General features: G+C 65.3%; 21 protein-coding genes. 12 read left to right on the top strand and 9 right to left on the bottom strand.

Annotated elements, in window-relative coordinates:
- Nucleotides 1–39 precede the first annotated feature (39 nt).
- On the top strand, nt 40–972 hold the full coding sequence (gene argC, locus HV753_RS04100) for an N-acetyl-gamma-glutamyl-phosphate reductase (RefSeq protein WP_175173127.1): 933 nt from the start codon (nt 40–42) through the stop codon (nt 970–972).
- 9 nt (nt 973–981) lie between these two features.
- Here the strand turns inward: argC and HV753_RS04095 are convergent, their stop codons facing one another.
- The 3 genes from HV753_RS04095 to HV753_RS04085 form a co-directional block, all read right to left on the bottom strand.
- A complete protein-coding gene (locus HV753_RS04095) occupies nt 982–3066 on the bottom strand; it encodes a TerD family protein (RefSeq protein WP_175173126.1) in 2085 nt (694 codons plus the stop codon).
- Between the two features lie 110 nt (nt 3067–3176).
- On the bottom strand, nt 3177–4061 hold the full coding sequence (locus HV753_RS04090) for an MBL fold metallo-hydrolase (RefSeq protein ID WP_175173125.1): 885 nt from the start codon (nt 4059–4061) through the stop codon (nt 3177–3179).
- Between the two features lie 102 nt (nt 4062–4163).
- Nucleotides 4164–5048 carry a LysR family transcriptional regulator gene (locus HV753_RS04085; protein WP_175173671.1) on the bottom strand — a complete coding sequence of 295 codons (885 nt, stop codon included), beginning with the start codon at nt 5046–5048 and terminating at the stop codon, nt 4164–4166.
- Between the two features lie 136 nt (nt 5049–5184).
- Here HV753_RS04085 and HV753_RS04080 point away from each other — a divergent pair, with 136 nt between their 5' ends.
- The 4 genes from HV753_RS04080 to HV753_RS04065 are packed head-to-tail and all read left to right on the top strand — an operon-like array spanning nt 5185 to nt 9629.
- A complete protein-coding gene (locus HV753_RS04080; RefSeq protein ID WP_281370969.1) occupies nt 5185–6798 on the top strand; it encodes an ATP-dependent acyl-CoA ligase in 1614 nt (537 codons plus the stop codon).
- Between the two features lie 37 nt (nt 6799–6835).
- Nucleotides 6836–8149, top strand: a complete 1314-nt coding sequence (locus HV753_RS04075) for an MFS transporter (RefSeq protein ID WP_175173123.1) — start codon at nt 6836–6838, stop codon at nt 8147–8149.
- Nucleotides 8146–9294 (top strand): thiolase family protein, encoded by a 1149-nt coding sequence (locus HV753_RS04070; RefSeq protein ID WP_175173122.1) that lies wholly within the window; start codon nt 8146–8148, stop codon nt 9292–9294. Before HV753_RS04075 ends, HV753_RS04070 begins: the two co-directional genes overlap by 4 nt.
- Nucleotides 9291–9629 carry a PhlB family protein gene (locus tag HV753_RS04065; RefSeq protein ID WP_175173121.1) on the top strand — a complete coding sequence of 113 codons (339 nt, stop codon included), beginning with the start codon at nt 9291–9293 and terminating at the stop codon, nt 9627–9629. The genes HV753_RS04070 and HV753_RS04065 overlap by 4 nt, the downstream gene beginning before the upstream one ends.
- Here the strand turns inward: HV753_RS04065 and HV753_RS04060 are convergent.
- From HV753_RS04060 to HV753_RS04050, 3 genes are all read right to left on the bottom strand, one after another.
- A complete protein-coding gene (locus tag HV753_RS04060; protein ID WP_175173120.1) occupies nt 9622–10452 on the bottom strand; it encodes a TlpA disulfide reductase family protein in 831 nt (276 codons plus the stop codon). The genes HV753_RS04065 and HV753_RS04060 overlap by 8 nt on opposite strands.
- Nucleotides 10453–10592: 140 nt before the next feature.
- On the bottom strand, nt 10593–11582 hold the full coding sequence (locus tag HV753_RS04055; RefSeq protein WP_175173119.1) for a zinc-dependent alcohol dehydrogenase family protein: 990 nt from the start codon (nt 11580–11582) through the stop codon (nt 10593–10595).
- Nucleotides 11583–11645: 63 nt separating this feature from the next.
- On the bottom strand, nt 11646–11948 hold the full coding sequence (locus HV753_RS04050; protein WP_175173118.1) for an ArsR/SmtB family transcription factor: 303 nt from the start codon (nt 11946–11948) through the stop codon (nt 11646–11648).
- Nucleotides 11949–12136: 188 nt separating this feature from the next.
- Here HV753_RS04050 and HV753_RS04045 point away from each other — a divergent pair, with 188 nt between their 5' ends.
- The 4 genes from HV753_RS04045 to HV753_RS04030 all read left to right on the top strand — a co-directional run bounded on the left by HV753_RS04045 (nt 12137) and on the right by HV753_RS04030 (nt 15606).
- Complete coding sequence (locus HV753_RS04045) at nt 12137–12931, top strand: amino acid ABC transporter substrate-binding protein (RefSeq protein ID WP_175173117.1); 795 nt, start codon at nt 12137–12139, stop codon at nt 12929–12931.
- Between the two features lie 131 nt (nt 12932–13062).
- The gene (locus HV753_RS04040) at nt 13063–13716 is read left to right on the top strand and encodes an amino acid ABC transporter permease (RefSeq protein ID WP_175173116.1); all 654 of its coding nucleotides are present in this window, start codon (nt 13063–13065) and stop codon (nt 13714–13716) included.
- Nucleotides 13717–13756: 40 nt separating this feature from the next.
- Complete coding sequence (locus HV753_RS04035) at nt 13757–14509, top strand: amino acid ABC transporter ATP-binding protein (RefSeq protein ID WP_175173670.1); 753 nt, start codon at nt 13757–13759, stop codon at nt 14507–14509.
- Nucleotides 14510–14688: 179 nt separating this feature from the next.
- The gene (locus tag HV753_RS04030; protein ID WP_175173115.1) at nt 14689–15606 is read left to right on the top strand and encodes a LysR substrate-binding domain-containing protein; all 918 of its coding nucleotides are present in this window, start codon (nt 14689–14691) and stop codon (nt 15604–15606) included.
- On the opposite strand, the gene HV753_RS04025 is transcribed toward HV753_RS04030, so the two are convergent.
- Genes HV753_RS04025 through HV753_RS04015 form a run of 3 tightly spaced genes read right to left on the bottom strand, consistent with a single transcriptional unit; the run spans nt 15539 to nt 21306 of the window.
- Nucleotides 15539–17098: an efflux transporter outer membrane subunit gene (locus HV753_RS04025; RefSeq protein ID WP_175173114.1), complete on the bottom strand. Its 1560-nt coding sequence runs from the start codon at nt 17096–17098 to the stop codon at nt 15539–15541. The two genes, HV753_RS04030 and HV753_RS04025, sit on opposite strands and share 68 nt — an antisense overlap.
- Before the next feature lies 1 nt (nt 17099).
- A complete protein-coding gene (locus tag HV753_RS04020) occupies nt 17100–20186 on the bottom strand; it encodes an efflux RND transporter permease subunit (protein ID WP_175173113.1) in 3087 nt (1028 codons plus the stop codon).
- A gap of 7 nt (nt 20187–20193) precedes the next feature.
- Complete coding sequence (locus HV753_RS04015; protein WP_175173112.1) at nt 20194–21306, bottom strand: efflux RND transporter periplasmic adaptor subunit; 1113 nt, start codon at nt 21304–21306, stop codon at nt 20194–20196.
- 241 nt (nt 21307–21547) lie between these two features.
- On the opposite strand from HV753_RS04015, the gene HV753_RS04010 reads away from it, so the two are divergent.
- The 3 genes from HV753_RS04010 to HV753_RS04000 all read left to right on the top strand — a co-directional run bounded on the left by HV753_RS04010 (nt 21548) and on the right by HV753_RS04000 (nt 24748).
- Nucleotides 21548–22162 (top strand): ABC transporter ATP-binding protein, encoded by a 615-nt coding sequence (locus HV753_RS04010; RefSeq protein WP_175173111.1) that lies wholly within the window; start codon nt 21548–21550, stop codon nt 22160–22162.
- Entirely contained in the window at nt 22153–22953 is an 801-nt protein-coding gene (locus tag HV753_RS04005) for an ABC transporter permease (RefSeq protein WP_175173110.1), read from the top strand. Before HV753_RS04010 ends, HV753_RS04005 begins: the two co-directional genes overlap by 10 nt.
- Nucleotides 22954–23173: 220 nt before the next feature.
- A complete protein-coding gene (locus HV753_RS04000; protein WP_175173669.1) occupies nt 23174–24748 on the top strand; it encodes an ArnT family glycosyltransferase in 1575 nt (524 codons plus the stop codon).
- Nucleotides 24749–24760: the final 12 nt, after the last annotated feature.

The following is a 24760-nucleotide window of genomic DNA, read 5'->3' as shown; positions in this document are numbered from 1 at the left end:
ATCGACAGCCCCTATATCCCTATCGCGACGGAGCACGTCATGACCCATCCTCTTGTCTTTATCGACGGCGACCAAGGCACCACCGGCCTGCAAATCCACGAACGCCTGCACGGCCGCACCGATCTGCGCCTGCTGACGTTGCCCGAGGCCGAGCGCAAGGATCCGCAACGCCGCGCCGAGGCGATCAACGCCAGTGATGTGGCCATTCTCTGTCTGCCGGACGAACCGGCGCGGCAGGCGGCGGCGTCGGTGGTGAATCCGGCCGTGCGGGTCATCGATGCCAGTTCGGCCCATCGCACCACTGAAGGATGGGTCTATGGCTTTCCGGAAATGAGCGCCGGGCAGGCGGACCTGATCGCCAACGCCAAGCGTGTGAGCAACCCCGGCTGCTACCCCACGGGCGCCATCGCGTTGCTGCGCCCCTTGATCCAGGCGGGGCTGGTGCCTGCCGACTATCCTGCGGTGGTGCATGCCGTGTCCGGCTATTCGGGCGGCGGCCGCGCCAGCGTCGATGCCTATGAAGGGGGCGGCGGGGTGCAAGGACCGGCGTTCCAACTGTATGGCTTGGGTCTGGCCCACAAGCACACCCCGGAAATCGAACGCCATGCGGGGCTGACGCACCGGCCTGTCTTCGTGCCGGCCTATGGCGCGTTCCGTCAGGGCATCGTGTTGAGCATCCCGTTGCAACTGCGCTTGTTGCCTGCGGGCGTGACCAGTCAGCAGTTGCACGCCTGCCTGCAACAACACTACGCCGGCACGACGCATGTGCAGGTGGTTGATCGCGAGGAAGCAGCGGCCCACACGCATCTGGATCCGCAGGTGCTCAATGGCACCAATGATCTTCGCCTGGCGGTGTATGGCAACGAACAGCAGGGTCAAGTGCTCTTGACCGCCGTGTTCGACAACCTGGGCAAGGGCGCCTCGGGCGCCGCCGTGCAGAACCTGGACCTGATGCTGGCGGCGATGGGCTGACGATCCGCCTTAAAGGAATTCGGCGCGGATGCGGTCGGTGTCGAACGGCGTGATGCCCTGATCCACGCTGAACACCGTCCGTGCCGCTTTCGCGTCGTCCACGATCCGGCCGCGGGCTTGGGCGTGCAGGGTGAAGAGCGTGTGCAGGTCGGTCTGCGCGCGCGTCATCAACGATCGCAGCATCAGCGACACGCCCGTCAGATTGCTGGCCACATTGTTCAAGCGCGGTTGTGCCCGCAATGCCACGTCCATCCAGCGCATGCGCCGATCTTGCAGGTCCAGCGCCAGCGGCAGGCAGATCTGGGTATTGGACGCCAGGTCCACGCGGTCCATCACCGTGCGCGGCTCGAAGGGTTCGCCGGAATTTGCGTCCTGGCGAGCCATCCAGCCGGCAAAGCACTCGGGCAGGTCGCAATAGGGCTGCTCGGTGAAGCTATTCAAGACCATCACCACAAAGCGCACGCCGCGTTCGCGTAGACGCGCCAGGTCCAGATCGATGAATTCGGCGGCGCCCTGCGGTGCGTCCACGATGTCGCCGCTGTGATAGGCGCCATAGCTTTGCAGCCGGTAGTAGGTCAGGGCGTCGATGAAGGTGAAGTCGGCGCCGAACATCGCGGCCGACAAATCCACGTCGGCGCGGCCATTGCCGTTCTTCCACCACAGGAACATCCGCACGAACGCAGTGTCCGGCAGGGGCAGGCTGCTGCCGCGCGACAGCGTGCGCAGGCTGCGCGAAGCCGCGCGTTGCGCAAAGGGCGCCATGTGATCGCGCAGCGCGGGGTCGACATAGCAGTCGCCCAGCGGGGGCAGCGCGGAGAATCGTTGCAGCAGTGCGGTCTGGCAAAGCGTGGCGACGGCATCGGCGCAGCCTGCGGGTAGCGGCGCGCGGGTATCTTGCATCGCAAACACCTTGGCCACATCGCCCTTGGGGTAGAACGAGCGCAACGCCGAGGGAGCATCCCGATGGAGGGCATGCGTATGCACCTGTAGCAGCACCGGCGTGGATACCCTGTCCGCCACGCGGGCAAACTCCGCCAGGATGGGGGCGGGGTCGGCCGCGCTGCGCAGCAAGTGGTCCAGGCGGCGGGCAAACTCGCCCGGCCGGCTTGCCAGGCGTTGGGCCGCGTCGGTGGTGCGGCCGGCTTCCAGCAGGGCTTCGATCGCGCTATTGAACGTGGGGGCGGGCTTGCCGCTGCGCAGCAGCGCAAAGGCGTCCGCGGTGCGCGGGTAGCGGCTGGAAAATTCGCCCGGGTGCAGGGTTTCGCCCAAGCGCTTCCAGCGTTCCTTCCAGCGCTGCATGTCTTGCGCGGCGTTGGGGTGGCGTTCGATCAGGCTCAGCAGCAACTTGCGGCGGGCCCGGGGCAACGACGTAAAGCGCGTCGGCACGGCCAGCGAGGCATCGCCGCCGGCCAGCGCCACGGCCAACCGCAGCACGTCGGTGGCGGTGTCCAGGCGTTCCTGCAAGAAGGCGTCAGTGGCGGGTCCTGGCACGTGCAGCATCAGGTTCGCGCCCAGGTACGCCAGGTTTTCCTTGAAAGAAATCGTGGCGGGAATCAGCCGGAAGATATCCGCGCGGTACTGTTTCACGTACCACGCAAGATCGCTGCGGTCGATCTCCGACAATGACGTCGCCGATGCCGCCAATTGGGTGAAGATGGCTTCGCATTCGGCGGTATTGCCCAGCTCGATGATCCGTGGGCTGCGGCCATGGAACAACGGCGGACGTTGCGAACCGTCGCCCGGCATGCGGCGCAAGGTCATGTAATGGTGAACGGCGTCCAGATAGCGCTGCGCGTCGTCCAGGCCCTGCACCTGCCGAGGGAAATCGGGATACAGCGGACGATGCGGGCGGTGCGCGCCCGTCATCTCGCGCAGGGTCTTCAACAGGTGGCGCCCGGCTTGCGTCACCGCGGGCAGTGGCCATCCGGCCAGCCTGGCCACCACGGCATCGGACATCACATACCCCAGCTCTTCAGCTTGCGCCTGGATCGCGGCCAGTTCGACGGCGGTGACGGACCCGTCCGGCACGTCGGCGGGCGGTGGGATCTTGTCCAGAAGCAGGCGGCAGCGGCGCCGCAGATAGATGGGGTTCATGTGCTGGCCGAAATGAAAACGCCTGCCGATGGCAGGCGCGATGCGGAAAGCGGGAACCCTAGGATTCTAGGGGTAGAAGGAAGGACTCCCATAGCCACCGACGCAGCTTATCACCATTTCATTTCGCCCTTGGCGACTTTGGCGCTAAGTTCCAGCGACGCGGCGCCACCTGCTTGCGGGTACTGCGCCTTCATGGCGGCGATCAGGGCGGCGCTGTCGGCGGCCTTGCCGGCTTGCGTGTCGAAGGCGCGAATGTAGCCTTGCGTGTAGTGCACGGATTCCAGGTTCTGCGGAGCACCCGGTGCATAGTGCCCGGGGATGACGATCGCGGGCTTCAGCGCATCAATGCGCGACAGCGTGGCCAGCCAGTCCTGATGCGACTTCGGCGTTTGCGTGTCGGCCATCCACACATGCAGGTTGCCGAACACGACAACGCCGCCGGCCACGGCCTTGATCGACGGGATCCACACGAAGCTGCGATCCGGCTGCGGGCCGTCCAGTCCGGTGATCTCCAGTTTCTGGCCTTCGAGCATCAGCGTGTTGCCTTGCATCACTTCGGGAATGACCGCCTTGGCCGGAGCATCGGCGCCCAATTTCGGCCCCCAGAACGCCATCTTGCCGTCCACGGTTTCCTTGATGTGCTGCACGGTCGGGCCGCTTGCCACGACACGGGCGTCGGGGAAGGCCGCCAACACGGTATCCAGGCCGAAGTAGAAGTCCGGGTCGCCGTGGCTGATGTAAATGGTGGTCAGCTTCTTGCCGCTGGCGCGCACGATGTCCACGACCTTCTGGGCTTGCGATTTTCCGAATTGCGCGTCGATCAGAATGGCGTCGTGCTGGCCGCTGACCAACACCGACGACACCGGGAAGATGGCATCGTTGCCGGGATTGAAGGCGGTCAGCTTCAGGTCGGTGCCGGCGGCATGGACCGGGGCGATCAGCATGGCAAGCGCGGCGGTTTGCAGCAGGCGGCGCAGAGAGGGGTGTAGGGACATGGCAGGCTCCTGGACGAAAGTGAGAATGGAGCCAGTCTAGTTGCAGAAAATGCGCTGATCTATCCCCGGATTCTCCAGAGTCTGTTGCATGAATCGATCGAATCAGGCGGGGCTGCGGTCGGCCAGGGTTTCTTCGACCAAGCGCCGCAGCCACATCGTGCCGGGGTCGCTCTCAAAGCGCGCATGCCAGTGCACCGTGACGCACAAGGGCGGCAGCGCAATGGGCAGGGGGCGGATCTCAAAGGCGTTGTCGCGATTGAACCAGATGGCCGCCCGATAGGGCAGTGTCACCGTCAGGTCGGTACGGCGCACGATTTCGGCGGCGGCGGAAAAATGCGGCAGGGTCAGATAAGGTTGGCGGTGCAGGCCCGCTTCGCCCAGCACGTCATCCAGCAGGCGGTGGGCGCTGGCGCGCGAGGCCACAAGGATATGGTCCAGCCGCTTGAACTGGCCGCGCGTCAGGCCCGCCGACAGCACGGGGTGCCCGCGCCGGCCCATGCACGCATAGCGTTCGCTGAACAGGTCGGCGTGACAGGTGTGGCGTCCCAGGCCCGCCAGATTGCCGATGGCCAGGTCCACTTCGCCGTCCTTCAGGGCCTGGGGTAAGCGTTCCAGGGCGATTTCCACGACTTCGATCTGCAAGCGCGGGGCCAGCGCATGCACGCGCTCCATCAGCAAGGGCAGGAAGACCATTTCGCCGATATCCGACATGGACAGCCGGAAGCAGCGCGTGCTGGTGGCGGGGTCGAACCGCTGCCGCAGGCTGACGGCCTCGGCAAAGCTATTCATGCCGCGTTCGATGGGGCCGGCCAAGGCAAAGGCGATCGGGGTGGGCTGCATGCCCGTGGCGGTACGCACGAACAGCGGGTCGTCGAAACGTTCGCGCAGCCGGGCCAGCGCATAGCTGACCGCAGGCTGTGTGAGGTTCAACCGCTGTGCCGCGCGGGTCACGCTGCGCTCATGCAGCACGGTCAGGAAAACCCGCATGAGATTCAAATCAAAGTCCACGCATGCCCTTGGTATGAGTCTGATTTATAAGATAAATAATACCCATAAATTTGACACATAAATAGTTGATTCCTAGACTAATTCCATAGAGCCGCGCCAACCGAGGCAGTGGCCGATCAACCGGGGAAGCATCGCCATGCATGCGTTGACATTGCCGTCATTGTTGGTGGAGCAGGGCGCCCGTCTGGGCGACCGCTTGTGGGTGCAGGCGCCGGGCGGCGCCTTGCGCTTTGGCGATGCGCCCGCACACGCCGCTGGTTGGGCCGCACGCTTGGCGGCCGCCGGCGTGGCGCGCGGGGACCGCGTGGGCCTGATGGCGGGAAACCGGCACGAATTCCTGTCCGTGGTGCTGGGCTGCGGGTGGCTGGGCGCGGTGGTGGTGCCCATCAACACCGCGTCGCGCGGCATGCAGCTGCGGCACATTCTGGCCAACAGCGGATGCGTCCTGCTGGTGGCGGATGCGGCGTCCTGTCCGGCGCTGTCGGCGTTGGCGTCCATGCCCGCCATGGAACCCGCCTCCACATTGGCCCTGCGCGCCATCTGGCTGCTGGACGAGACGTCAGCCGTTGATGGTCTTCCCGCGCCCGCCATCCCGCTACCCCGGCAACCCGATGCGCCGCTGCCGGCCGCCGCCGACATCCATCCAGGCGACATGCTGGCCATCCTGTACACGTCTGGCACGTCGGGCTTGTCCAAGGGCGTGTGCTGCCCGCATGCGCAGTTCTATTGGTGGGGCAGGATCGCGGCGCGCAATCTGGAGATCTCGGATGCCGACGTGCTCTACACCAGCCTGCCGCTGTTCCACACAAACGCGCTGAACGCCTGTTTCCAGGCGCTGGTCACCGGCGCCTCCATTATTTGCGACGAGCGCTTTTCGGCCAGCCGCTACTTCGACCGGCTGGAAGCCACCGGCGCCACCGTGACCTACCTGTTGGGGGCCATGGTGCCGATGCTGCTGGCGCATGAACCCACGGCGGCGGAACGCCGGCACCGCGCGCGCATCGCCCTGGCGCCGGGCGTGCCCGAACGCTTTCACGCCGCCTTCACCGAGCGCACCGGCATCGCGCTGCTGGAAGGCTACGGATCCACTGAAACCAATTTCGCGCTGGGCGGCACCTTGGCGGAACAACGGGCCGGCGCGATGGGCCGCGTGGCGCCGGAGTTCGACGCCATGGTGGCGGACGAACACGACGCGCCCGTGCCCGATGGCGAACCCGGTGAATTGCTGTTGCGCGCGACGCCGCCGTTCGCGGTCGCCACCGGCTATTTCGGCATGCCCGACAAGACGGTCGAGGCCTGGCGCAATCTGTGGTTCCACACGGGCGACCGCGTGGTGCGCGACGCCGATGGCTACTTCCGCTTTCTTGACCGCATGAAGGACGCCATCCGCCGCCGGGGCGAGAACATCTCGTCCTACGAGGTCGAGCAAGTGCTGCTGGCGCATCCCGCCGTGGCCGTCGTGGCGGTCTACGCGGTGCGCTCTGACTTGGCCGAAGACGAAGTGATGGCAGCGCTGGTCTACAAACCGGGGCAATCCCTGACGCACACGGCCTTGCTGGATTTCTGCCAGCCTCGCATGCCGTACTTCGCGGTGCCGCGCTACCTGCGCGTGCTGGACGATTTGCCGCGCACCGAAAACGGCAAGGTTCGCAAGTTCCGCTTGCGGGAAGAAGGTATCACCGGCGACACCTGGGACCGGGACGCCGCCGGCTATCGCGTGGCGCGTTAAGGCGCCATTGATCCAATCAATAATCCAAGGGGCGGCAATGACGATGGCATACAAGGGGGCGGCGTTGTCCGCCGGCGACGAGGCGAAAAGAAAGCGAACCCGGCGCGTGGTCATGGCGTCCGTCGCGGGCAACGCGATGGAATGGTATGACTTCTTCATCTACGGCACGGCGGCAGCCCTGGTGTTCGGTGAACTGTTCTTTCCCAAGGGCACCGATCCGTTGCTGGGCACGATGGGCGCCTTCGCGGGTTTTGCCGTGGGCTTCCTGGCGCGTCCTCTGGGCGGCGTGATCTTCGGCCATATCGGTGACCGCTACGGCCGCAAGCTGGCGCTGGAATGGACGCTGGGCCTGATGGGCGTGGCCACGTTCCTGATTGGCCTGTTGCCAACGTACGAGCAGATCGGCTTTTGGGCACCCGTGGCGATGGTGGTGTTGCGAGTGCTGCAAGGGGCGGCGGCCGGCGGTGAATGGGGCGGCGGCGTGCTGCTGATCAGCGAAGCCGTGGACGGCAAGCGTCGCGGTTATTTCTCGTCGTTCAGCCAGTTGGGCGTGGCGGGTGGCTTTGTGCTGTCGTCGGCCATCTTCATGCTGGCGCAACAGCTGCCGCAGGAAGCCTTCATGAGTTGGGGCTGGCGCCTGCCGTTCCTGCTTAGCGTGCTGATCTTTGGCGTGGGCCTGTATATCCGCAAGCACATCCCTGAAAGCGACGAGTTCGTGCAGGCCAAGAAGACGGCCAAGCGCGGCATGCCCGCGGTGGAAGTCTTCCGCCGCTATCCACGCCAGGTGTTGACGGCCATGGGTTTGCGGGTGGCCGAGAACGGCGGTTCATACATCTTCCTGGCGTTTGCGTTGGCTTATGGCAAGTTCCTGGGCATTCCGAATGACGTCATGCTGGGCGGCGTGCTGGCGTCCATGTTCATTGAATTGGGCACGTTGGTGTGGTTTGGGCATCTGTCCGACCGCATCGGACGACGCGCCGTGTACCTGATTGGTTCGGCGGGCTTGGTGGTGGTGGCGTTTCCGTTTTTCTGGATGGTGCAGACCAAGGATCCGCTATGGATCTTCCTGGCCTTCTTCCTGGGCAACACGGTGTGCCATGCCGCCATGATCGGCACGCAGCCCGCGTATTTTGCGGAACTGTTCCCGGCGGAAGTCCGATACACCGGATTGGCGCTGGGGCACGAACTGGCGTCGGTGTTCGCGGGCGGCCTGTCGCCGTTGATCGCCATGGCCCTGTTGCGCAAGTATGAATCGGCCACGCCGGTCGCGTGGTTCCTGGTGGGCATGGCGGCCGTCACCGTCATTACCTTGCTGCTGACGCGCGAACCGCCCAAGCAGGACACGCAATGACGCAGGCTCTCAGGCCTGGCATCGTCAGCGTGGGTGAAACGCCCGCGCTGCGGCATCCTGATCCGGGTTGCAGCACGGCCGGGCTGATGGCTCAGGCGATCGGCGGTGCGTTGCGTGATGCTGGCCTGACGCCCGCGCAGGTGGACGGCCTGGGCGTGGCGTCATTCACGCTGCGCCCGGATCGCGCCATTGATCTGGGCTGGCGGCTGGGCCTGCGATTGAACTGGTGCATGCAGGATGAAATGGGCGGCGCCAGTGCCATCAATTTACTGCGCCAAGCGTGGCTGGCGCTGGAAGCGGGGCAGGCCGAAACGATCGTGCTGGTGTCGGGGGACCATTTCACCGGCGCGGATTTCGCCGGGCTGGTGCGCGGCTACAACCGCAGCGCGCAAGACTATCTGAGTCCACTGGGCTGTGAAGGGCCCAACCCCTTGTTTGCGATGCTGACGCAGCGCCAGATGGCCCGCACCGGGCTGCGCCGCGAAGACTATGGCGCGCTGTGCGTGGCGCAACGCCAATGGGCTGCCGACAATCCCAATGCGGCCTACCGCCAGCCCTTGACACTGGCGCAATATCTGGACGCGCCACTGGTGGCGCCGCCGTTGGGCCGCCTGGATTGCGTGCCGGTCGTCAGCGGCGCCAGCGCGCTGGTGTTGCGTGCGCGGCCGCAAGGCGTGAGCGTGCGGCTGGTGGCTAGCGATGCGCGCTACAACAACGATCAGCAGGATGGCGATGGGCTGGAAACCGGTATTGCCGCGTTTGCCCCCGCGTTGTGGCAGCGCGCAGGTCTGGGGCCCGAGGACATGGACGTGATCAGCGTGTACGACGACTACCCGGCCATGGCATTGGCGCAGCTGTGCGATCTGGGCCTGGCCAGCGCGGGCGACCTGCCGGGATTTATCGCGCGCCGATTGGCGACTCGGGATTTGCCCGTCAACACGGCGGGTGGGCAACTGTCGGCCGGACAGGCTGGCACGGCGGGCGGCATGCATGGCTTGGTCGAGGTGTGCCGGCAGTTGCTGGGGCAAGCGGGCGGGCGCCAACTGCGCGGCCTGCGCCACGGCGTGGTCACGGGTTACGGCATGGTGCAACTGCGCTATGGCATGTGCGCCAACGCCGCCGTGCTGACCCGGGAGAACGCATGAGCCTGAATGTCATTCAATGCCGCGAATGCGGCCATCGCGTGTATCCCGCGCGGCTATGGTGTCCCATTTGCGGGCAAGATCAAGCGCAGGCGCAGCCGGTCGCGGTGGACTACGCCGAACTTCAGGCATGGACCGTCATGCCTGCCAAGGCAGACGACGCGGCACCCGCCATCATCGGCACGGCCCGCGCGCTGCCTGACGGGCCAGTCCTGGTGCTGCGTCTGGAAGACATGCCCACGCATATCGGTCAGCGCCTGCGCCTGTTCGAGCGCCAGTCGCAGGGCCGGCCATTGCCGTGGGCATGGACGTTGCCGGATTCCGCGCGGTCTAGTTGACCTTGTCCGCCGCCTGGAGGGATTCCAGGCGCTGAGCCAGCGATGCGGTCGACAGTTCACCCACGCGCAGATCCACCAGCCGGCCCTGGGCATCCAGGAACAGCGTGGCGGGCAGGCCACGATTGCTGAATTGGCGCGACGCTTCGCCCGCCGCGTCCAACAGCACGTTGTGCAGGGACGGGGCGTGCTGTTCCAGGAACTTCGCCACGACAGGGGGCGCTTCGGCCTGGTTCAGGAACACGAAGTTGACGTCCGGGTTGGCTGCCTGCGCGGTGGCAAATGCTGGCATTTCACGCCGGCAGGGCGGGCACCAGCTGGCCCACAGATTGATGACGGTGGGTTTGCCTTGAAAGGCGGACAGCGCGGCGGGCGCTCCGTCGATCTGCTGCACCGGCAAGGCGGCCAGCGCCGGTTGCGCTTGCGGCGTGGGCGCCAGCCAGCGGCCACCACCAAACCAGACCGCGCTTGCCAGCACCAAGCCGCCCAGCATCGCGGCGCGCGGCAAGCTGCGCCGGAACATCGCGATGACGGCATAGAGCCACGCGGCCGCCAAGCCGGCCACGCCGTTCCAACCCGCGTCGCGCACGTCCAGCATCTTGATGGGGTCGGGCAGATAGTGGTCGCGGTATTGCCAGACGAAAGCCAGCCGGGCCACCAGCAAACCGGCAATCAGTGCCTGCCACAAGAGGGCGCTGACTTCGTTTGCGGTGTCTCGTTGCCGGTTCAGCAGCCGCGCGGCCAGGAGGCCTACGGCGATGGCGGCGATCAGTACCGCCAATTCAGAGGGGATGACCAAGGGGCCGATACGGATGGCGGGCGTCATGCGCGGGCCTTCGCCACAAGGGCAAGGGCTGCGCCACGGTCTTTGACAGGGAATGGCATGCTGGCTTCCGAAGTGAACGGGCAAGCCTAGCATGCTTGTCTTAAGCGGCGCGTGGCGTGCCTTTGCCGTGTTTTCAAGGGTTAAAGGCGCGTGCCGGCGAGATGCGCCGACGGCTCCACCGCAATCGCGATTTTTCCTTGAACGCCGTGATTGGGCCGCTCCAGCCGGGCATGGGCGAGCCCCATGTCAGATAGCGAGTAGACCGCGCCCACGTGCGGCCGCAACTGGCCGCGCATGACCAACGTGCTCAGTTCGTCCAGCTTGCCGCGGTTTTGTCTTGTGAAAACAAAGTGAAAACTGGCGTTCTTGCCCCAGGCCTGGATGACGTTTTGTGGCTCGGCAATATCCACGATCGTGACAACGCGGCCAAGTTGCGCCAGCGCGTCGGGGCTGCGCGACAAGGTGTTGCCGCCGATGGTATCGAACACGACATCGACGCCGCGCCCACCCGTTTCCCGCAGGATGGCGTCGACGTAATCCTCTTTCTCGTAGTCGATGACCACATCGGCGCCCACACTTCGTGCGAACTCAATGTTTGCCTCGCGCACGGTCGTGAACACCTTGGCGCCCACTGCCTTGGCAAGCTGGATCGCGACATGACCCACTCCGCCCGCGCCGCCATGGATCAGTATGCTTTCCCCCACTCGTAGCGCCGCACGCACGATCAGCGCTTCCCACGCCGTTCCGCCCACCAAGGTCAGGCTTGCCGCTTCAAGATGGCTCAGCAAGGGCGGCTTCTTCCCGACGATGCTCTCGGCCGCCACGTGGTATTGGGCATAACTGCCAGGCCCGTCAAAGATCTGCGGGGTGTACCAGACTTCGTCTCCGGGAGAAAAGGCGGTCACGCCCGGCCCGACCGCTTCGACAACGCCCGAGACATCGTGTCCGGTGATAGCCGGCAGCGGCACCAAGTCGCGATAGTCGCCACGTCGAACCTGGTAATCCAACGGATTGATGGAGGTTGCATGGACCCGGACCAGAACCTGCCCCGCGCGGGGCACCGGTTTGGGCACGTCGCAAAGTTCAAACGAGTCCGGGCCGCCAAATGACTTCAGTACGATCGCTTTCATTGAACATCCTTGTTTCGTTAAAAAGAGATATCGGGAAATACCGATGTAAAAGGGTAAAAAAAATCACAGCTCTTTGCCGATGACCTCCGCAAGCGCCTTGATGGCCGCTTCGTTCCGCTTGTAGTAGGTCCACTGACCGATGCGCCGGACTTCAACCAAGCCCGCCCGTTGCAGCGTGGCAAGATAGTCAGACACCGTTGACTGCGACAGTCCGACGCCTTCCTGGATACTGCTGACGCAGACGCCCACCGTCAGAACGTCACCTTCGTCTTGGGGAGGGAAGTTCTTCGCAGGGTTCTTCAAACCTTTCAAGATTTCAAGGCGTGTACGGTTTGAGAGGGCTTTGAATATTTCGAGCAGATCCATGCGCAGATTATATCGGAATTTACCGATATCTCAATGCGGAGGCGAACGGCGCGCACGCCGGTTGTCGCGCAGCGGCGCCAGGGCGGCGTTCTGCGACCCCGTTGCGCAGTGACGCTAAAATGGCGGCTCGCGGCTGATTGTCCCGCCATTCCGGCTTCTTCATTCTTGCGCCCGGCGCACCCATAACTATGAAAAAACTGACTGCTGTTCTTCTCGTGTCCGCAACCACGATGCTGACCGCCTGCGGCCCCAGCGACGACGCCAAGTCGACCGCTGGCGCCCAAACGCCGGCCACCGCCAAGAAGGTCGTGGTGGGCCTGGACGACAATTTCCCGCCCATGGGTTTTCGTGATGCGAGCAATCAGATCGTCGGTTTTGACATCGACATGGCCAAGGAAGCCAGCAAGCGCCTTGGCATCGAAGTGGAATTCAAGCCAATCGACTGGAGCGCCAAGGAAGCCGAACTCAACGGCAAGCGCGTTGACGTCCTCTGGAATGGCCTGACCATCACCGAAGAGCGCAAGAAGAACATCAGTTTCACCGCGCCGTACATGGCCAACCACCAGATCATCATCGTCGGCAATGCGTCGCCGGTGAAGGTCAAGGCCGACCTGGCCGGCAAGACCGTCGGCGCGCAGGACGGCAGCAGCGCCACCGACGCCATCGCCAAGGATCCGGTCGCCGCGCAGATCAAGGAAGTCAAGAAGTTCGGTGACAACGTGACGGCCCTGATGGATCTGGCTGCCGGCCGCCTGGACGCCATCGTCGTGGACGAAGTCGTGGGCCGTTACCTGATCAGCAAGCGCGCGGGCGAATACCGCGTGCTGGAAGAGAACTTCGGCACGGAAGACTACGGCGTCGGCGTGCGGAAAGACGACACCGAATTGCTGGGCAAGCTGGACAAGACGCTGGATTCGATGAAGCAGGACGGCACCGCCGGCCGCATCGCGACCCAGTGGTTCGGCGCCAACATCATCAAGTAAGCAAGGCGTGGCGCTTGCGGCCAGCCGGCCCGAGCGCTTGCCTCTTGCTGTCCCCGCAGCCCGCTGCCGCGCATTGGCGCCAGGCGGGCTTGCTCATGAATCCTCTTGCCGCAAGCGGCGCGACCCACTGAATGGACTACGTACTCTCCCTGTTGGGGCCTATGGCGGAAGGCGCGAAAGTGACCTTGACGCTGTTTTTCATCACCTTGGCCCTGGCCGTGCCCCTGGGGCTGGTGCTGGCGCTGGCGCGAATTTCAAAATGGCCGCTGCTGAGCAAGCTGGTCAACGGATACATCTGGCTGATGCGCGGCACGCCGCTGATGCTCCAGATGCTGTTCATCTATTTCGCGTTGCCGTTCGTGCCTGTGATCGGTATTCGCCTGCCAGACTTTCCGGCGGCCGTGGTGGCGTTCGCGCTGAACTACGCGGCGTATTTCGCCGAAATCTTCCGGGCGGGCATCCAATCGGTGGACCGTGGCCAGTACGAAGGCAGCAAGGTGCTGGGCATGACCTATCTGCAAACGCTGCGCCGCATTGTCCTGCCGCAGATGGTGCAGCGCGTGCTGCCGCCCATGAGCAACGAGACCATCACGCTGGTGAAGGATACGTCGCTGATCTACGTGCTGGCACTGAACGACATCCTGCGGACGGCGCGCGGCATCGTGCAGCGTGATTTCACGACGACGCCTTTCCTGGTCGCCGCCGCCTTTTATCTCCTCATGACGCTGGTGTTGACGTGGTTCTTCCAGCACATGGAAAAGCGCTATGCCAAATATGATCAGTAATCCGTCGTCCGGCGCTGACGCCCAGGGCGCGCGCCCGGTCATGATCCAGGCCCGCAACATCAACAAGTCGTTCGGCTCGAACCGCGTGCTGGATCAGGTGTCGTTGACGCTGGGCCAAGGTGAAGTCGTGGCGGTGATCGGCCCGTCGGGGTCGGGCAAAAGCACGTTCCTGCGTTGCCTGAACCACCTGGAAACCATCGACGAAGGCAGTATCGAGGTCGAAGGCGAGGTCATGGCCCGCGCGGTTGACGGCGGCCGCAGCCAGTACGCCAGCGACGCCGATGTGCGCCGCATTTGCCGCAAGATGGGCATGGTGTTCCAGTCGTTCAACCTGTTTCCGCACATGACGGTGCTGCAAAACATCATCGAAGCGCCGATCACCGTGAAGGGCATGACGAAGGCGCAGATCATTCCCAAAGCGGAAGAACTGCTGCGCAAGGTCGGCCTGCTGAATAAGCGGGACAACTATCCCACACGCCTGTCGGGCGGCCAGAAGCAGCGCGTGGCGATTGCCCGCGCGCTGGCGATGGAACCCGACATCATGCTGTTCGACGAGCCCACTTCCGCGCTGGATCCTGAACTGACCGGCGAAGTGTTGCGCACGATGAAGCAGTTGGCCGACGAGCGCATGACCATGCTGGTCGTCACGCACGAAATGGGCTTTGCCCGTGAAGTGGCGCACCGCGTCATTTTCATGGATGAAGGCCGCATCGTGGAAGAGGCGCCGTCCGCGGAGTTTTTCCGGGCGCCGCAGCATGCGCGCAGCCGGGAATTCCTGGCGCATATGCTTTGATGGTATGGCCGCTTGCGGCCTGGCGTCGCCGGAAGCAGCCCGCCTTCGAGCGGGCTGTTTTGATTTTAGTCTGACTATCTTTCTGGAGATCAGGAAGCTTCCATAGAACTGGCGTTTTTATTCGCTGTCTATGATATTCTTGCCGAAATAAGAAGTTAGTTTTTCTAAAGGAATTCGTCATGGGTGCGGTGCTGCCATTGCTTGCCTTGCGAGCCTTTACCGAGACCGCGCGCCTGGGCAGCCTCAAAGCCGCCGCCGAGGCCTTGGGCGTGACGCCGGGCGCCGTCAGCCAGCAGATCCGCCTGCTGGAAGACCGGTTGGGTTTGGCGCTGTTCGTGCGCGAGCGTCATGGCGTGCGGCTCACGCTGGCCGGCGCCAGCGCCTATCCAGGGTTGCTGCGCGCCTTCGACCAGATCGAAAAATCGCTGTCGCTGCTGGAATCCCACGGGGCCCAGCGCACGCTGACCGTCAGCACGGTGCCGTCGTTCGCATCGTCCTGGCTGGTGCCGCGCATCGGCAGGTTTTCGGCGCTGTATCCCGATATCGAGGTCCGGGTGGAAGCGTCGTCCAAGCTGGTGGACTTCAAGCGCGACCGCATCGACGTCGCGTTGCGTCATGGCCTGGGGCATTACCCGGGCTTGTCGACGTTCAGGCTGATGACGCCCGTGCTGTTGCCGGTGGCCAGTCCAGCCCTGCTGGCGCAAGGCCCGGCCATCCGGTCCGCCGAGGATTGCCTGAAATACCCGTTGTTGCAGGATTCCGACCGCGCCGATTGGGCGCTGTGGCTGCAGGCGCATGGCGTGGACGCCGGTGCCGATGCGCAACGAGGCCCAAGCTTTGAAGACGACCTGCTACTGCTGCGCGCCGCCGGCACCGGCCAGGGCATTGCCCTGGTGCAAGACACGCATGCGCGCGAAGACATCGAATCGGGCCGGCTGGCGCTGGCGCTGGACCGCCCGTGGCCCGCGCGTTTTGCGTACTACATCGTCAGCCGGCAGGATGCTGTAGCCCGGCCGGAAGTGCAGGCGTTCATCGATTGGGTGAAGGCCGAAGCGGCGGAGCCGGCGCCAGAGCGTTCGATGCTGGCGGCGCACTGACCATCGCGCGGGCGGCGGAATCGGCCGGTGCGCCGGGCAGCGGCGTGTCCCAGCCGCCGCCCAAGGCGCGGATCAACCGCACCGTGGCACGCGCCCGCTCTCCGTTCAGCCTGGCGGTGGCCAGTTCTTGCTGCAACAGCGTCCGGTCCGCTTCGATGACGTCCAATTGCGTATGGGTGCCGGTTTCATATTGCAGACGGGACAACTCGGCAGACCGTTCGGCCGCCTGTCGGGCGTTGTCTTGCGCCGCCTGCTGGGGGGCAAGCAGGCGCAGGGAGGCGAGGTTGTCTTCGACTTCCCTGAACGCATTGAGGAGCGTCTCGCGGTAGCGGGCCGTCTCTTCTTCCAGGACCGCCTGCGCCACGTCGATGCCGGCCTGGCGCTTGCCGCCATCAAGAACGGGCAGCGTCAGGGCGGTGCCCAGGAATGGACCCAGCAGGAAGGTCCGGCTGGACCATTGGAACAATTGGCTCAGGTCGGCGGACTCGAATCCGGCCGCTCCTGTCAATTCCAGCCTGGGGAAGAATGCCGCCCGGGCCGCGCCGACGCGGGCGTAGGCTGCCGCCATGGCGCGTTCAGCGGCGGCGATGTCCGGCCGGCGTTCCAGCAGGGCAGACGGCAAGCCGGCCGGCACGGAAACGGCGATGCGGGTCAGGGGAGAGCGCGGCAAACTGAAGTCGGCGGGCGCTTTGCCGATCAGGACGGCCAGCGCGTGTTCGGCATTCGCTCGCTGCCGCTCTGCGCCCAAGGCGTCGGCGCGGGCGCTTTCCCACTCTTGCCGGGCGCGGGCGACATCCCGCTCGTCTGCGTCGCCGCCTTCATGGCGGATGCGGCTCAACTGATAACTGCGTTCCCGCAGCGCAAGCGTGCGTTGGTAGACGCACAGGTCCGCGTCCAGCTCGCGGATCAGGAAATAGGCATCGGCGAGGTCGGCCTGCAGGGCCAGCAAGATCAGGCGGTACAGCGCGCCTATCTGGTCCATGTCGGCGGCAGCCGCGCTAATGGTCGATGCCACGCGGCCGAACAGGTCGACTTCGTAGGCCACCGCGCCCTCGGTTCGCCACAGCGTCGAATGCGCGGCGTTCCCGTCATCGGGCGCGCCTTGCGACGCGGGGGACTCCCGCTGCCGCGTTGGGCCGAACCCGACGTCCAGCCTTGGAAACAGCGAGGCACGTGCCAGGCGATGCTGGGCGCGCGACTGCTGCAATCTCGCGTAGGCGGCTTGCAACGTCGGATTGGCATCTTGCGCCGCGGCTTGCAGCGCGTTCAGTGCGGGGTCTTGAAAGACGTTCCACCATGCGCCGCGCAGGACGTCGTCGGCTGGCGATGCCGGTTGCCAGGGGCCATCCAGGTCAGCCTGCGACTGTTTGTAGTGCGATGGAACCGCGCCGGTGTCGGGCATGTAAGCGGGCGGGAGGGAGCAGCCGGCCAGCGCCAGCGCCGCCAGCCCAAGGGTCAGGCGGAGTGGCGGGGAAAGGAAGAGGGAAGGCATGTCAGGGGTTTCCGGGCAAAGCGGGAGTGGGGGCAGCGGCGCGGTCCGGGCGGGCCGCGGCGGACGTGCCGGATAGGTCTCGGCCGAACCGGGCGTAAACGGCCGGTAGCACGAACAACGTGAACAGCGTGCCCACCAGCAGTCCGACCACAAGGACCGTGGCGATCGCCCGCTGGCTGCCGGCGCCGGCTCCGTTCGCGAACAGCAGCGGCATCAGGCCGCCCACCATGGCTGCCGTGGTCATCAGGATGGGGCGGATGCGGGTCGCCGCCGCGGCACGCACAGCCTGCACGCGGTCCCGCCCTTTGGTCCGTTGCTCGACATTGGCGAACTCCACAATCAGGATGCCGTGTTTGGTGATCAAGCCAATCAGCGTGACCAGTCCGATCTGCGTGTAGATGTTCAATGTTCCCAAGCCGAAGAACATGGCTGCCAATGCGCCGCACGCGGCGAGTGGAACCGTGGTCAGGATCAGCAGCGGGTCGCGCGCGCTTTCGAATTGCGCGGCCAGGACCAGGAAAATGAATACCAGTGCAAAGGCGAAAGTCAGGGCAAAACCGCCTTGCTCCTCCAGATACTGGCGCGATTCGCCCAAGAAGCTGGTCTGGAACCCGGCGGGCAGGCTGGCGGCCTCGCCTTGCAGGAAGCCGACGGCTTGCCCCAAGGGCACGCCGGGCGCGGGGACGGCGACCAGCGTGGCGCTGTTGAGCTGGTTGAATTGCGTCAGCGCATTGGCTTCGACGCCATTTTCCAGTGAGACGACCGTCGATAGCGGCACGTGCCCGCCGCTGGCCGTGCGTACGTGGAACAGGTCCAAGGATTCGGCTGTCAGGCGCAAGTGGCGCGGCGCCTGCGGAATCACGTCGTACGAGCGGCCCTGGGCGCCGAAGCGGTTGACGTAGGATTCGCCGACCAGGCGGCCCAGCGTGTCGCCGATCTCTTTCATGCTCAGGCCCAGGTCGTGGGCCTTGGGTCGGTCTATCCGCACCAGCGTGGCGGGATTGCTGAAGATCAGGTCGGAGTCCACGAAGGCGAACTTTCCGCTGCGGCGCGCAGCGTCCTTGACCTTCTCAATGGCCTCGTAGACGGCTTGGTGACCGGCGGGGGAAGACACCACGAATTGCACCGGGAACCCGCCGACGGACCCGGGCAAGGGCGCGGGCAGAAAGGCGGATCCCGCAATGCCCTCTATGCCAGGCAAGGCGGCTTGCAGGTCGGCCATGATGGCGGCGGCATCGCGCTTGCGGTCGGCCCAAGGCGTCAGCATCGCGCCCGCCCAGCCCTTGTTCAGCGCGCCGCCCATGCCGGACACCATGTACACGTTGGCGGCTTCCGGCAACGCAAGCAGCGCGGCCTCCACGCGTTTGGCCTCGCCTTCCAGGAACTCCAGGCTGCTGGCTTGGGGGGCCTTCATGTCGACAATGATTTCGCCCTGGTCTTCGGCGGGCACCAGTTCCGATTGCAGGCCGTTGAACAGAATAGGCAGGCTGGCCAGCACGCCGGCGCCGACCAGCAGGGTGAGCCGGGTGTCGCGCAGGACGCGGCCCAGCAAGCGGTCATACGCGCCGATGAGTTTTGCGGTGGCGTGCTCCACGGCAACGGCATAGCGGCTGGGCGCTTGCCGGCGCAACAGCTTGGAGGCCACCATGGGCGACACGGTCAGGGCGACGACGGCGGACACGCAGACGGCTGCGGCCAGCGTGAAGGCGAACTCGCTGAACAACGCACCTGTCAGACCGCCGATCAGCCCCAGCGGCGCGTACACGGCGACCAGCGTCGCGGCCATAGTCAGCACCGGACCGACGATTTCGCGCGCGCCATGGATGGCGGCGTCGCGCGGGGACTCGCCTTCTTCCATGCGCCGGTGCACGTTTTCCACCACCACGATCGCGTCGTCCACGACCAGGCCGATGGCAAGCACCATTGCCAGCAACGTCAGCAGGTTCAGACTGTAGCCCAGCGCCAGCATGATCGCCGCCGCGCCTAGCAAGGACAGCGGGATGCTCAAGACCGGTACGGCCACAGCGCGCAACGAGCCCAGGAAAATGAAGATCACCAGTACGACCTCCAGGCTCGCGATGCCGAACTTTCCCAGAACATTGCCGATCGCGGCGTCGATGAAGACCGTGACGTCGTAGGGGATCGCCATCTTGGCGCCGGCCGGCAGGTCCAGGCTGTTCAGAATGCGGCGGGCTTCACGGGATATCGTCAGCGGGTTGCCGCCGGGCGTCGCCATGACTTCCAGGTATACGGCCGGTTCGCCGTTCATGCCGGCGATCTGGTTGCGGTTCTGGGCGCCGATTTCCACGGTTGCGATGTCTTGCAGCCGCACCAGGCTGGCGCCTCGCTTGACGACGAGTTCACGGAAGCCCTCGACGCTGTTCAGGCTGGTGTCCGCCCGCACGTTGCTGACCACCAGGGCGTCGCGCAACTGGCCCGGCGCCGCCTGGTAGTTGTTGCTCCGCAGCGCGGATTCGACATCGGCCGCCGTGATGCCATGGGCGCCCATGCGTAGCGGGTCCAGCCAGATACGCATCGACAGCGCCTGAGCGCCCAGCACGTTCACCGCGGCTACGCCGTCGACTGTGGTCAGCATGGGACGGGCGACGCGCATCAGGTAGTCGGTGATGCCTGTCAACGGTTGGCCCTCGGGCGCAGTGAATCCCGCATAGACCACGCCGATCGCGCCGGGAGACTGGCGTTGCACCACCGGATCATAGGCGTCGTCGGGCAGCAGATACCGCACTTCGTTGACCTTTGCCAGGACTTCGGTCAGCGCAGTGTCGGAGTTGGCGTTCAGGCGCAGGTACGCGTTGATGGTGCTGCGGCCCTGGTCGGACGACGAGGTCAGGTATTGCACGCCCTGCGTGGTTGCGACGGCCTGCGCAAGCGTGGTGGTGACAAAGCCCTGCATCAGGTCGGCGGATGCGCCCGGGTATTCCGTGGTGACGGTAATGACGGCGCTTTCGATGCGCGGGTACTGCCGCAGCGGCAGGTCGAAGAGCGCGCGCAGGCCGACCAATGCGATCAGCAGGGCGAAAGCGGTTGTCAGGACCGGGCGGCGGATAAAGAAGTCAGTGAATGGCATGGCGGACTCAGTCGGCGTGGCGCGCCAGGACGGGGGAGCCGTCCTGGATGTTCAACTGGCCGGCGATGACGACCAGGTCTCCGTCGCGCAGTGCGGTGGCCGACAGCGCGACAACGCCATCCTGGCGCGCGCCGGTCTGCACGGAGATCAAGCGGGCGCGGGCATCTTTGCCGCTTCCTTGCACGGCAAAGACCGTGTCGCCGGACAAGCTGCTTTGCACCGCGGCGGCGGGCACGGTGATCGTGACGGGTGCGGAGGGCAGCGTCACGGTGACAGGCGCGTAGGCGCCCGGCCACAACGTTCCCGCCGCATCGGCGCCGAGCGTGGCGCGCAGCTGTACGGTGCGATCGCCGGCGTTTCCTTGCGGATCAATGGCGGTGAGCTTGCCGGCCAGCGGCGCGCCGGCGCTGCTGGCGATGGAGACGTCCAGGCCCAGCAGCAGGGCGGACCGGTGCCGGTCCGGCAAGGTGAAATCCACGTGCAGCACGCGCGTATCGGTCAGCGTGGCCAATGGCGTTCCCGCCTCGACGTACTGGCCCAGATTGACTTGACGCAGCCCCAGGGTTCCGGTGAAGGGCGCGCGCACCAGGCGATGCGCGGCGTCCTCCTCGCTTTGGGCGACCTGGGCGCGCGATTGGGCGTAGGCGGCCACATGCTGCTCGTATTCGGCGCTGGACATGGTTTGGCCGTGCAGACGCTTGGCGCGCGCCAGATTGGCTCGGGCCAGCATGGCCGAGGCGCGGTGACGCTCCAATTCGCGTTGAATGGGCCCGTCGTTCAATTGCACCAGCGGCATCCCTGCCGTCACATGCTGGCCGCTTGCGAAGTGGATTGCCGTTATGCGGCCGGAGATTTCGGACGCGACGAGAACTTGCTGGTCCGCAACCACGGTGCCGATCGCCTGCAAGCGCTGCGGCACCGTTTGGCTGCGGGCGAGCGCGACGACGACGGGCACGGGCGCCGGGTCGGCAACCGCGGCCGTTTGCGCCGCGATGGCGGCCTTGCGCTGGGCGTCATAGAGATACAGGCCGCCGATCGCGGCAAGCCCAAGCAGGGTGGCCAATGCGAGCCTGCGATTGGCCGCCCTGCGGGCCCGAGGGGATTCGGAATGCTGAGACATAGGGTCCATTCAGGTGATCGATGTAGTTGCGCTAAACACGCATCCGGAAAGATCAGGAATGGTATGCATTGAAGTTTCAATTCGGAAACGATTAGTTCTTTGTTTAGAGAATAGTTTTTCTATTCTCTAGATGGCGGGAGGCCGCCGACGTGCTTTGCGGGTTATCGTGCGTCAGTCCTGTCGAAAAGGAGGTCCGGTTTGTCCCCAGCCCATTCAGAAGGCGCACGCGAGGGCCGCGCGCATGGTTGAAGCTGCCCCCGTGCTGCGGCTGCGCGGTGTCTATAGCCAGCGCTTGTCCCCGGTCAGCCTGGATCTCGCGGCAGGCGAATGCGCGGCCATCAGCGGGCCCTCCGGTTCGGGCAAGTCGCTCTTGCTGCGCCAGGTGGCAGACCTGGACCCCGGCCACGGCGAAGTCGAACTGGATGGCGTCCGCCGCTCCGCGATGCGCGGGTTTGAATGGCGGCGCAAGGTGGTGTACTGCCAGGCCGAAGCGGGCTGGTGGGACGACCATGTCGCGCCGCACTTCACGGACCGCGCGCAAGCCCAGAGCTTGATGCAGACGCTAGGGCTGCCTGCGGAAAAATTGGATGGCTTGGTGCACGAGCTTTCCACGGGCGAACGCCAGCGCTTGGGTTTGGTGCGCGCACTGGCGCAGGCGCCGCGCGTGCTGCTGCTGGACGAGCCAACGGCAGCGCTGGACCAGGCGGCGGCCGGGCGTGTCGAGGCGGCGCTGCAGCGCTATCTGGACGGCGGCGCGGCGATCCTGATGGTGACGCATAGCCCCGAGCAGGCGCAGCGTCTGGCGCGGCGCCGCTGGCGGATGGAAGCGGGCAGACTGGAGCCCTTATGGACGTAATCAAGTTGCAGGCGCTGGATCTGGTGATCGCGTCTTGCCTGGTGCTGCTGTGCGCGGCGATTTCTTTTGCGCTGCGGCTGAACCTGCAGCGGCAGGTCTTGTGGGCGGCGGTGCGCACCGTTGTGCAGCTGCTGCTGGTGGGCCATATCCTGCGGGTGGTGTTCGCGCATGCCGCGCCCTGGCTCACCGCTCTGGTCGTAGCCGTGATGATGGCGTTGGCCGCGCGCGAGGTGGCTGCCAGGCCCAAGGCAAGGTTGGCTGGGCACGGCAATGGGTGGGTCGGCACGTTGGCGGTGGCGGCCACCACCTTGATCACGGCGATGTTCATCCTGAACACCGCATTGCGCCCCGACCCCTGGTACGACCCGCGCTATGTCATCGCCCTGGTCGGTATCGTGCTGGGCAGCGTATTGAACGCCGCCAGCCTGGCGCTGGACGGGGTGCTGTCGGGCGTGCGCCGGGAAAAACTGGCGATCGAAGCCCGCCTGTCGCTGGGAGCCACGCCGCATCAGGCGTTTTCTTCCTTGCTGCGCGAATCGGTGCGGCGCGGCATCGTGCCCAGCATCAATCAGATGTCGGCGGCGGGCATCATCACGCTGCCGGGCATCATGACCGGCCAGATCATCGCAGGTATGGACCCGATCGATGCCGCCAAGTATCAGATCCTGCTGATGTTCTTGCTGTGCGGCGCCAGCGGCATGGCAGCGATGGGCGCAGCGTACGGCGCCATGCGGCGGCTGACGGACGAGCGAGGGCGCTTGCGCCTGGACCGGCTGGCGGCGTCGAAATAAGGGCGCTTTCAGCCTGCGGACGGCTGAAAAAGCGAAGTTGGGCCCGAAATTTCATGAGAAATCGACGGGCGGCTTTCGATAATGGCGCCAGCTTCCCGTTCTTGTGCACGCCCATTTCCCGAAATCCGATGCCATTCGAGTCTTGTCCGACCCTTCTGTCCCGTCATATCGGCCGCGCTGCCGCACGCGCCCAAGCGGAGCGCCGGGCGTGAGCGCGGTCATGACGCCCGCCGCCGTCCGCCCGGTCAGCCTGCAAAAGGCCTTTCCCGGTTGGCTGGTGCTGTTATGCCTGGCCCTGTGGCTGGCCGCGCTGGCCTGGGCGCGCTGGCTGACCTTGCCCGACGAGGGGCGCTACGCCGGCGTGGCCTGGGAGATGCTGCGCAGCCATTCGCCGATGGTGCCGCTGCTGGACGGCATGCCGTATTTCCATAAGCCGCCGCTGTATTACTGGCTGGCGCAAATCAGTTATGCATTGTTTGGCGTGCACGAATTCAGCGCGCGCGTGCCCTCGCTGCTGGGCGCCTGGAGCGCGGGCGCCGGGCTTTACGTATTCGTGTCGCGGTATCGCAATGTGGCGCAGGCGCGCTGGGCGGTCGTCATCCTGGGGTTGATGCCGCTGTTCTTTGGCGCGGCCCAATTCGCCAACATGGACATGCTGGTGGCCAGCATGATCACGCTGTGCGTGCTGGCCGCGGCCGACACGGCCTTGCGCCGCGCCGAAGGGCGGCCTTTTCGCGCCATGTCGATCGCAACCGGTGTGCTGGCGGCGCTGGCGGTGCTGGCCAAGGGCTTGATCGGCCTGGCGCTGCCCGGCGCGATCGTGCTGGCCTGGCTGCTGTTGCGCCGCGACTGGCGCGGCATGCGCGCCTTGCTCTGGATTCCCGCCTTGCTCGCCTTCGCCGTGGTGGCGGTGCCCTGGTTTTGGTTGATGCAGGTGAAGTTTCCGGGCTTCTACCATTACTTCTTCGTCTATCAGCATTTTGAACGCTTCGCGCAAAGCGGTTTCAACAACGCGCAACCGTTTTGGTTCTATCTGCCGATCGTGATCGGCTTGGCGCTGCCGTGGTCGATCTGGGGCGCGGCGCTCTTCAAACCCGCGTTCTGGCGCGAGGCCGACCCGCAGGGCTTGCGGCGCCTGATGGCGATCTGGATCGCCGTGGTGCTGGTGTTCTTCTCCATTCCGCAGTCCAAGCTGATCGGCTATGTGCTGCCGGTATTTCCGCCGTTGGCGCTGCTGATCAGTGAACGCATCGCCCCAGCCTGGGCCGCGGGCAAGCGACGCGGCGCGGGTGTCGCGGTGGTGGTGGCGATGGTCATCTGCCTGGTTGCGATCATTGTGGCCGCCTCCAACCCGCGCGGCAGCGCCGGCCCGACGATGAACGAATTGCGCGCCGAGATGCGCGCGCAAGACACGCAGATCGCATTGCACACGCTGCCGTTCGATCTGGGCTTCTACACGAAGGCGAACGAACCGGCCTGGATTGTCGACGACTGGACGAACCCCGAGATTCCGAAGCGCGACAACTGGCGCAAGGAGCTTTACGACGCGGCGATATTCGATCCGGCGATGGGCAAGCGGGTACTGATTGGCGACGCGGAAATGGGCGCGCGCATGTGCGGGGCGGCGAACGGAGCACGGTTCTGGATCTGGGGCAGGGATGACGATGCCCAGCGCTATCCCGTCCTGCACGGCGTGCCCGCGCGAATCTCGAACGATAAATGGACGGTCTGGCGTATCGACATTGATGCGGCGTTCCGTCAACGAATGTGCAAGAGCGCACCGGCGGCGCAGTGATCACGCCTTATC

The sequence above is a fragment of the Achromobacter pestifer genome, from assembly GCF_902859625.1.
GTDB classification, from domain to species: Bacteria; Pseudomonadota; Gammaproteobacteria; order Burkholderiales; family Burkholderiaceae_B; genus Achromobacter; species Achromobacter pestifer.
Note: the sequence above shows the minus strand (reverse complement) of the source record. Positions and strands in the feature narration are given on the sequence as shown.